General features: G+C 45.2%; 6 protein-coding genes. 5 read left to right on the forward strand and 1 reads right to left on the reverse strand.

The genetic code is table 11. The annotated features are described in order from the left end of the window. Positions 1-207 precede the first annotated feature (207 nt). From tal to F6K20_RS11485, 4 genes are all read left to right on the forward strand, one after another. Positions 208-1,362, forward strand: coding sequence for a transaldolase (tal, locus tag F6K20_RS11470; RefSeq protein ID WP_008187993.1), 1,155 nt, complete (start codon positions 208-210; stop codon positions 1,360-1,362). A gap of 206 nt (positions 1,363-1,568) precedes the next feature. After that, on the forward strand, positions 1,569-3,098 hold the full coding sequence (zwf, locus tag F6K20_RS11475; RefSeq protein ID WP_008187994.1) for a glucose-6-phosphate dehydrogenase: 1,530 nt from the start codon (positions 1,569-1,571) through the stop codon (positions 3,096-3,098). Positions 3,099-3,186: 88 nt separating this feature from the next. Then, a complete protein-coding gene (gene opcA, locus F6K20_RS11480) occupies positions 3,187-4,542 on the forward strand; it encodes a glucose-6-phosphate dehydrogenase assembly protein OpcA (RefSeq protein ID WP_287294730.1) in 1,356 nt (451 codons plus the stop codon). 93 nt (positions 4,543-4,635) lie between these two features. Next, positions 4,636-6,345, forward strand: coding sequence for a cobyrinic acid a,c-diamide synthase CobB (locus F6K20_RS11485; RefSeq protein ID WP_287294732.1), 1,710 nt, complete (start codon positions 4,636-4,638; stop codon positions 6,343-6,345). 337 nt (positions 6,346-6,682) lie between these two features. On the opposite strand, the gene F6K20_RS11490 is transcribed toward F6K20_RS11485, so the two are convergent. Next, positions 6,683-8,287, reverse strand: a complete 1,605-nt coding sequence (locus F6K20_RS11490; RefSeq protein WP_008187998.1) for an FkbM family methyltransferase — start codon at positions 8,285-8,287, stop codon at positions 6,683-6,685. 161 nt (positions 8,288-8,448) lie between these two features. On the opposite strand from F6K20_RS11490, the gene F6K20_RS11495 reads away from it, so the two are divergent. Further along, entirely contained in the window at positions 8,449-9,756 is a 1,308-nt protein-coding gene (locus F6K20_RS11495; RefSeq protein ID WP_287251370.1) for an FAD-binding oxidoreductase, read from the forward strand. Positions 9,757-9,877: the final 121 nt, after the last annotated feature.

Consider the following 9,877-nt stretch of genomic DNA (forward strand, 5'->3'; position numbering starts at 1 on the left):
ACCAACCTTCAACCAACCAACCTTCAACCAACCAACCTTCAACCAACCAACCTTCAACCAACCAACCTTCAACCAACCAACCTTCAACCAACCAACCTTCAACCAACCAACCTTCAACCAACCAACCAACCTACCCTAAGGGAATGCCAAAGGCGAACAACCAAATAACTGTAAACCCTTGACAAATAACAAGTAAGGAGCTAAGCAATGACAACGACAGCCGAGAATCCGATTTTTCAGATTGAAAAAAATTATGGTCAGAGTATCTGGATGGATAATCTGAGCCGCACGCTGATTGAGTCTGGAGAACTCAAAGAACTAATTCAAACCCGGGGAATTTGTGGGATCACTTCAAACCCAGCAATTTTTGAAAAAGCGATCGCAGGCAATGCCATCTACGATACCGATATCGAAGCCGGTATTCGTGCCGAGAAGTCGGTGATGGAAATTTACGAATCCCTGGTATTTGAAGACATTTCTAATGCTTGTGATATCTTCAAACCTGTCTACGACGAAACCAATGGGTTAGATGGTTACGTCAGCATTGAAGTCCCACCCACTATCGCTAAAGATACTCAAAGCACGATTTCCGAAGCCCAACGCTATTACCAAGCTATTGGTAGGGAAAACGTGATGATTAAGATTCCCGGTACCCCAGAAGGGTTACCCGCAGTAGAGCAAGCTATCAGTGAAGGCATCAACGTTAATGTCACCTTGCTCTTCTCTGTAGAAAGCTACGTTGAGACATTCTGGGCTTATATCCGGGGTTTGGAAAAACGAGCGGCAGAAGGGAAAGATATTAGCAAGATTGCTTCTGTAGCTAGTTTCTTCCTCAGCCGCATTGATAGCAAAGTGGATGCAAAATTGGAGGAAAAAAGTGCGGCGAGCGATGACCCGAATTTGACAGCGAAGCTAAAGGGAATCGAAGGCAAAGTTGCGATCGCTAATGCTAAAATTGCCTACCAGAAGTACAAAGAAATTATCCAAAGCGATCGCTGGAAAGCTCTATCAGCAAAAGGGGCACAGGTACAACGGTTATTGTGGGCAAGCACCAGCACCAAAAACCCTGCCTACAGCGATGTGATGTACGTCGATGAACTCATTGGACCGAATACTGTCAACACCCTGCCTCCCAATACTATCGAAGCTTGTGCCGATCACTGTTCCCCAGAAAGTCGGATTGAGACAGGTGTTGAAGAAGCTTACCAAACCATCAACTCTCTAAACGATCCTGATGTCAATATCAATCTCAGCCAAGTTATGGATGAATTGCTTGATGAAGGGATCGTTAAATTTGTTAAGCCCTTTGATTCCTTAATATCATCTTTAGAAAGCAAAGTCAAACTATTGGCTACGGTGTAATAGAAGACGTTTAAGGTTTCCAGTTAATTTAGGTTGAAGGTTGTCGGGTGACAAAATGGCTTCGATAGAAAGCTAATGTAAAGTCTTAACCTTGGCCAATAGGCACGCGCGTCGCGTTCAACCTTCAACCTACCCTAAACCAGACCCCTGGGCAAAAATAACCTTTAAGCTTTACCCTTGACCCTGATCACCTTCAATAGGCAAAGATGGTTACTCTGTTAGAAAATCCCTTAAGAGTGGGCTTGCAACAGGAGCGCACGCCAGAACCATTGATTATGGTGATTTATGGCGCGTCCGGAGATTTGACTAAACGCAAGCTTGTACCAGCACTTTACCAGCTTAAACGAGAACGACGGCTACCACCAGAAATTACCATCGTTGGTGTTGCCCGTCGAGATTGGACTCATGACTACTTCCGGGAACAAATGCGGGAGGGAATCGAAGAATTTTCCGACGGGATTCAATCGGAGGAGTTGTGGCAAGACTTTGCCGATGGCCTGTTCTACTGTTCCGGTGACATGGATAAACCGGAAAGTTACCAGAAGCTGAAAGCTTTCTTGGCAGAACTCGATGGTAGACGGGGAACACGGGGAAACCGGGTATTTTATTTAGCCGTAGCTCCCAGATTCTTTACAGAAGCCATCCAGCAATTGGGGGCAGCGGGAATGCTGACTGACCCAGTAAAGCAGCGCTTGGTAATTGAAAAACCCTTCGGGAAGGATTTAAGTTCAGCTCAATCTCTCAACCGGGTGGTACAAAAAGTTTGCAAGGAAGAGCAAATTTATCGCATTGACCACTATCTGGGTAAAGAAACTGTTCAGAATCTGTTAGTGTTCCGCTTTGGTAATGCTATCTTTGAGCCCCTGTGGAATCGCCAGTTTGTTGACCATATCCAGATTACCGTAGCCGAATCGGTAGGGGTAGAAGAACGGGCAGGTTACTACGACAAATCCGGCGCACTGCGGGATATGGTGCAGAACCATTTGATGCAGCTATTTTGCCTAACGGCCATGGAAGCTCCCAATGCTCTGGACGCTGACAGTATCCGTACTGAAAAGGTCAAGGTGATTCAAGCTACTCACCTGGCAGATATTCATAATCTAGAAAATTCAGCAGTGCGGGGTCAGTATTCAGCAGGTTGGATGAAAGGCAAACAAGTGCCTGGGTATCGCGAAGAGAAAGGGGTTGACCCCAATTCCACTACCCCCACCTACGTCGCCCTCAAGCTACTGATTGATAACTGGCGCTGGCAAGGAGTGCCCTTTTACCTCCGCACGGGTAAACGACTGCCGAAGAAAGTCAGTGAGATCTCAATTCAGTTTCGTAAAGTTCCCTTAATGATTTTTAAATCTGCGGCTCAGCAGACTAGCCCGAATGTCTTAACCCTGCGCTTGCAGCCCAATGAGGGAATTTCTCTGCGTTTTGAGGCAAAACGGCCAGGACCAGATTTGCGCACCCGCACTGTAGATATGGACTTTAGCTACGGTTCTTCCTTTGGCGTGGCAACCGCTGATGCCTATAATCGGCTGTTACTTGACTGTATGTTAGGGGATCAAACCTTGTTTACCCGTGCTGATGAAGTGGAAGAAGCCTGGCGGGTAGTGACACCAGCCTTGGCAGCTTGGGATGGTCCGGCTGATCCAGCATCCATACCTCAGTATGAAGCAGGAACTTGGGAACCGAAGGAAGCCGAACACCTAATTAATCGAGATGGACGTCGCTGGCGCAGACTTTAAGTTAGTTAGTCAGTAGTGACTATTGACTAGTGACTACTGACTAATGACTAGTAAGTAATGACTATTGACAAAAAACAAGTGAATTGCTATGGCTACACAATCTCCTCCGGTGCTTTCGATACAACCTCCCAAAGATGTTTCCTTGGGTGAAATTGAAGCGGAACTGCGTCAAATTTGGCAAAGCTATGGTGAAAACGGTGACTCTCCCAGTGCGATCAGGGCAACCACCTTTAGTTTAGTGGTTTATGAACCCGAAGAAACCCAGCAGCTATTAGCAGCACTGGGATATTATTCTGGTCCAATCGATGGTATCCTAGGTCCACGCATGGTCGCTGCTCTCAAGGCAGCACAGAAAGCCTACGGATTGGCAAGAACTGGTAAAGCAGATGAGGCGACTAAGGCAAAACTACGGGAGGAATACAATGAATCTCTCCAGAAGGGACAGAGACAGAAGAATCTACAGTATTCCGGTGATTTAGAAGGATTTGGAATTGCCGATGCGATCGCAGCATCTAACCCCTGTCGCATTATTGCCCTTTGTCCTATTGCCGGAGAAGATGAAGGGGTTAAGGCTCAGGTATCTGCCTCTTGCCCAATTCAAAAGCAAAGCCAGAGTACATTAATATGTTGTGAATACATCACCCTAACTGGTACTGCTGCTGCTTTGGAACGGATTAGCGGTGTTATTTCGGAATTGATGTTAGCAGAACTGCCGAAATTCCTGTGGTGGAAGGGAACTCCTGATCCTGACCATGGGTTGTTCCAACGGTTAGCAGGGCTAAGTAATACAGTCATTGTTGACTCAAGTAGCTTTAGCAATCCAGAGGAACAGTTATCACAAATTTGTGAGCTGATCAATCAGGGAACACCAGTGGCTGACCTGAATTGGGCACGGTTGGCAGCATGGCAAGAGTTAACCGCAGAAGCATTTGATCCACCAGAACGTCGTGGGGCAATCTACGAAGTTGATCAAGTCACCATTGATTACGAAAAAGGCAATGAGGCTCAAGCACTGATGTTTCTGAGTTGGTTAGCATCTCGCTTAGAATGGCTTCCCACCTCTGATATCAAAGAGGGTGGGGATTACGACCTGCGGCGTGTTAAATTTATCAGACCAAACCAGCAACCTGTAGAAGCAGAATTGGCAGCTATTCCCGTAGCTGATGTCGGAGATGTGGCAGGTGATTTGATTAGCCTGCGCTTGGGTTCGACCAACCTGCAAGCTGATTGCTGCACTGTGTTGTGTTCACAAACCACTGGTTGTATGCGCATGGAAGCTGGTGGTGGTGCTCAGTCTTGCCGCATTCAGCAGGTATCGCCCTTGTTTGACCAGAAGACTGAGTTTTTGCTCTCTCAGCAATTACAACGCTGGGGTCGGGAGATGCTATACGAAGAAAGTATGGCAGTGACCAAGGAAATTTTGAAGTTGACGGTAACAAGTTGAAGGTTTCACAAAAGCGTTGAAGGTTAACAAGTTGCACGTTCAATTTTGAGATCATAAACTTTAACCTTAAAACCTTAAACCTTCAATTCTTCAATGGCTTTAATCATCGCTGGTGAACGTAGTGGGGTGGGCAAAACAACAGTTACGCTCGCCCTATTATCGTATTTATCCAGGTGTAACTATACAATTCAATCCTTTAAAGTCGGTCCAGATTACATTGACCCGATGTTTCATCAGCGGGTTACTGGACGTCCTTGTCGGAATTTAGACCCAGTATTAACCTCTGAAGATTATGTTAAAGATTGCTTTTATCGCCATTGCCAGGGAGTAGATTATGCCCTGATTGAAGGGGTGATGGGGTTATTTGATGGAGCATCAGGAAAAGATGATTTTGCCAGCACAGCTCATGTAGCGCGGCTGTTAGACATACCAGTGTTATTAGTGTTGGATTGCTCTCGGTTATCTCGTTCCGTGGCTGCGATCGCATATGGCTATCAATCCTTGGATCCCAGGATTACCATAGCTGGAGTAGTATTGAATCGAGTCGGAAGCTCACGGCATTTGGAATTGCTCAAGGATGCTCTCGAACCATTACACATTCCTGTATTAGGAGAGCTACAGCGTCAGGATAATATAACTATTCCCGATCGGCATTTGGGCTTGATACCTACTGCTGAAATTACTCAACTGGATGCTTTGATTAACCGACTTGCTGATCTAGGACAGAGTTGCTTTAATTGGGAGCATCTTGACTCAGAGTTGAAGGTTAGTAGGTTAAAGGTTGAAAGTTCTTCTGAGTTGTTCGCGCACGCGTGGCCAAAGGCCAAGGTTAACAGGTTAGAGCTTAACTCAGAGTTGAAGGTTGACCGGTTAGAGCTTAACTCAGAGTTGAAGGTTGACCGGTTAGAGCTTAACTCAGAGTTGAAGGTTGATAGGTTACAGGTTGTTCGCGTTCGCGCAGCGGAGGCCGAAGGCCACGCTTTCGCCGTAGGCGACGCTGCGCGAACGCGAACGGCTTTGCCGAAAGCGTGGCCTTTTGGCCAAGGTTCTCTAGACAACCTGCAACCAAATAACCGGCAACCTGTAACCTCTACTAACCAGCAACCTGTAACCTCTACTAACCAGCAACCTGTAACCTCTACTAACCAGCAACCTGCCCTAATCCGAATTGCTGTAGCATGCGATCGCGCTTTTAGTTTCTATTACCAAGACAATCTCGATAGTTTGGAACAGCTAGGAGCAGAGTTAGTGTATTGGAGTCCCCTCACCGATACTACTTTACCTCCTGATTTACAAGGGATGTACTTTGGTGGTGGTTTTCCAGAAGTTTTTGCTCAGCAACTCGCTGCAAATACTAGTGCGCGAGAGTCAGTAAGAACAGCTATTGAGTCAGGAATGCCCACTTATGCTGAGTGTGGCGGATTGATGTATTTAGGGGAGCAGATTACAGATTTTGACGGGAAATCTTGGTCAATGGTAGGGGTATTACCCACGGTTACGGTGATGGGAAAATCCCTTACTTTAGGATATCGACAGGCAACTGCTTTGGTAGATGGACCATTGTTACCTGCCGGAGCAACGGTTTGGGGACATGAATTTCATCGCTCCCACTTGACAGTCATGCCCTCCAATCCCTTGTTTGAGTTACGGGGATATCACCAGAGAAAGGTTGGAGTGGAAGGTTGGCAACTGTATCAGCTCCATGCTTCCTATGTTCATCTCCATTGGGGTAGTTGTCTTGAGGTTCCCCTGGGATTTTTGCAACGCTGTCAGCAGTTCACTTTTGAGGGAATGACAAGTTAGTTAACGACTACACAGGCAATCAGTCTAGTTTGTTCTTTAAAAGTTTATCAAATCAATCTTTGCCTGTTTCCTGTTGCTTGTTGTTTTATTTAACTACTTTTTTTTAACATATTCCACCAGTACCAAAAAATTAATAACGGAAGCGATGCAGCGCGGTCTTGGGGAGGCAGCGCGGTCTTGGGGGTCTCCCCCATGAGCGACTGCCGTGGTTTCCCCCATGAGCGACTGCATCAAGACAGTGATAACAATGAATTGAAGTACTGAAATAGTCAAATATTATCACTGTTCCCTGTTCTCCGTTCCCTGTTCCCTTTAAACCAAAATACTATATCCTCAACTATTCTTCCCTTGCTATATTTTCAGGCAACGCAATAATATTCAGTCTTCCTTGTAAATCCTCCCTAGAATTTATCGGAATTAGATGCCCTAGGTAAGGCTGATATTGAAATAGTTGATAGTCTCTATCTCTGAGAAAATCAGCAACAGCTAGGTTACTACCCCGACTCCCTGCAATATTTTCGTATAGTATCGTTGGGGTAAATTCCGTTAAAATTCTGTTGCTGCCTGTTAAAACTTGCAGTTCATGACCTTCTGCATCAATTTTTAACAAATCAACCTTGCTAATAGCTTCTTGCTCAATCAAACTATCCAGAGTAAAGCAGGAAACCTCCTCAAAATTACCTGGTTTGACCGTTGCTTCTTCATCACTAGAAACAATTTCATTAAGTTCGCTAGCACCATGAAGAGCCAGTTGAGCAGTACCATTGCGATCGCTAGCTGCTCCTGCACAAACTTTCACCCACTCTAACTGATTAATAGTACAGGTTTCTTCTAAACAACGAACACAACCAGAAAACGGTTCAACCGCTAGCACACAGCCTTCTGATCCTACTCGTAAAGCAGCACTAAAAGTGTAGACTCCCACATTAGCACCAACATCAATTACAGTCATCCCAGGTTGGAGCCAGTTGCGCCAAAACTCCATTTCTTTTTCAAACCAGTCTCCTTGAGCAATTAACACACTTGTCACCAAACTCCGGAGACTTGGCTCAACCGCTAATAGTAACTGCTCTTCAAAGGTTACATAAGTAAATGGACTTTCAAGCTCCAATTCAGTCCATTCAAACCCGATTAAATCCGAATATTCGTCCCTAATCTCGCCAGCCCTAGCTAGCCCCATATCTCGCCAATACTTAGCTAAGTCTATCTGTCCTAAATCTCGATAAGCGAGGTATAGGGATTGTATAATCCTAGCCGAATAGGGAGCCAAATTTTTAGCCTGGTGTAAATTAAATAATCCTTCCCATTGACTATTGATCAGGTTGGCAATTCCCAACTTTAAATGAATAGAAGGGGAATCGGAGAAGAGTTGAACAGCAAGATGGAGAAATCTTAATCCCGTAGCATTATAAAACACCAATTGTGAGCGACATAAAACCTCACTTAACAAAAAAATTGATTGAGCGTAGCCATCCTCAGCATCTAGAATGTGAGCCAATTGCTCATACCGATTATCTGTAAAGTCATTTCCAGGAGGTAGATAAACTAGTCCTAGAGGAATGGATTGCTCATTAATATCAGCAGGATGTAGGGTATTAATTAACGTCGGAAATGCTGTTTGTATCCCCTGCTCCATTTCTCCAGTCATGGCGAAAACTAGAGCTAAATGAGCAGCACACAGGGGATGATCAGACAACTCAATTCCCTGACTCAAAGCATCAAAAGCCATCTCAAGATACATGGCACGTAGGGATGAGTTTTCACATTGCTCAGCTTCAATTAATGCTATTACAGCACAGTTGTTCAATTCTATAGCAGAAGTCGGATTCTCCCAAGAGGTACCTTCAATACTGGTCTCTACAGTAGATAAAGCCTCTGAATCCAGATTCAGACCAGCACTTTCGAGATATTGCCAATAGGAATCAGCATAATTGACAGACATTTCCGCTTTCTCTCAATAAAGGTTCGCTGTACTGTTTATAGCTCTAACACACAGTTATGGGCTGATAGGAAAGACGATCAGGATCTGTTTTTGTTCACCAATCCATTACGATTACTATATGGATTATCCCACAATCTGATCAACAAACCCCCTCAACTTGTATGAATGCGATCGCTTCAACCCTCGAACCAATTGTCGGAAATTCCAATATCTACACCTGGGGAAACCTAGACCCAAGCTGGCAAGAGCGCATCAAACCAGCCATTGCTCCCGACACCCTTCCCGATAGTATCGTTTACCCTAGCACATCCGAGCAACTAGCCCAAGTCATCGCTCTAGCTCATTCGCAACATTATCATCTCCTCCCCTGTGGTAACGGCAGTAAATTAGGCTGGGGAGGTATTGGTAAAGACATTGATGTGGTAGTAAGTACCAAGCACCTCAACCAAATCATTGGCCACGCCGTAGGAGACTTGACAGTTACCGTAGAAGCTGGAGTTAAATTAGCTGACTTACAAGCTATTTTAGCAAAAACGGGTCAATTTATAGCATTAGATCCAGCTAATCCCCAAGAAGCGACCATTGGAGGTATTATTGCTACCGCAGACAGCGGCTCCCTAAGTCAACGCTATGGAGGGGTTCGGGATATGTTGCTCGGGATTTCCTTTGTCCGCAGTGATGGACAAATCGCTAAAGCCGGGGGTCGAGTGGTAAAGAATGTCGCTGGATATGATTTGATGAAGCTATTTACTGGCTCCTATGGCACCCTCGGAATTATCACTCAGGCAACCTTTCGGCTATATCCATTACCAGAAGCAGCAGAAACTATTGTGTTGACAGGTGAAATGGATGGAATTGCCTCAGCTATAAAAACAGTATTAGCCTCAGCCTTGACTCCCACAGCACTAGATTTATTATCCCCTAAGTTAGTCACAGAATTAGGGATTGGTCAGGATATGGGATTAATGGTAAGGTTCCAAAGTGTAGCAGACAGTGTTAAAGAGCAATGTGCTCGAATACAGTCAGTTGCGGAACAGTTAGGGTTACGGAATAGTTTTTATAGTAACGGGGATGACACGAGTCTATGGGAATCATTGGCAAACTCAATCGGGAAATCGCGACAATCCTCAACAATTGTCTGCAAAATAGGAGTATTACCAACTGCTGCTGCTAAAACATTCAACACCCTAGAAAGCTTGGGAGGATTGGGAGTAATTCATGTTAGAAGTGGATTGGGTAAAGTGTGGTTTGATTCCGAAGCAGTTAGTTCGGAAATGATTAAAACTATGCGCAGTTATTGTGAATCTGAACAAGGATTTTTAACAGTATTAGAAGCTCCTATAACCTTGAAGCAAGAGTTAGATATTTGGGGATATCAAGGCAATGGGTTAGACGTAATGCGTGGTATTAAACAAAAATTTGACCCAGAAAATGTTTTAAGTCCTGGTCGATTTGTTGGAGGAATTTGATTTATGGGTTTTAGGGAGTCGGGAGTCGGGAGTCGGGAGTCGGGAGTCGGGAGTCGGGAGTCGGGAGTCGGGAGTCGGGAGTCGGGAGTAGGGAGTCTGGAGTCGGGAGTCGGGAGTCGGA

The organism is Moorena sp. SIO2C4 (assembly GCF_010672485.1).
Lineage (GTDB): Bacteria > Cyanobacteriota > Cyanobacteriia > Cyanobacteriales > Coleofasciculaceae > Moorena > Moorena producens.

What these genes read in the sequence shown, in the direction of transcription:
- F6K20_RS11490 (WP_008187998.1), bottom strand. Translation starts at nt 8,287, where the DNA reads ATGTCTGTCAATTATGCTGATTCCTATTGGCAATATCTCGAAAGTGCT.
- opcA (WP_287294730.1), top strand. Translation starts at nt 3,187, where the DNA reads ATGGCTACACAATCTCCTCCGGTGCTTTCGATACAACCTCCCAAAGAT.
- F6K20_RS11485 (WP_287294732.1), top strand. Translation starts at nt 4,636, where the DNA reads ATGGCTTTAATCATCGCTGGTGAACGTAGTGGGGTGGGCAAAACAACA.
- F6K20_RS11495 (WP_287251370.1), top strand. Translation starts at nt 8,449, where the DNA reads ATGAATGCGATCGCTTCAACCCTCGAACCAATTGTCGGAAATTCCAAT.
- tal (WP_008187993.1), top strand. Translation starts at nt 208, where the DNA reads ATGACAACGACAGCCGAGAATCCGATTTTTCAGATTGAAAAAAATTAT.
- zwf (WP_008187994.1), top strand. Translation starts at nt 1,569, where the DNA reads ATGGTTACTCTGTTAGAAAATCCCTTAAGAGTGGGCTTGCAACAGGAG.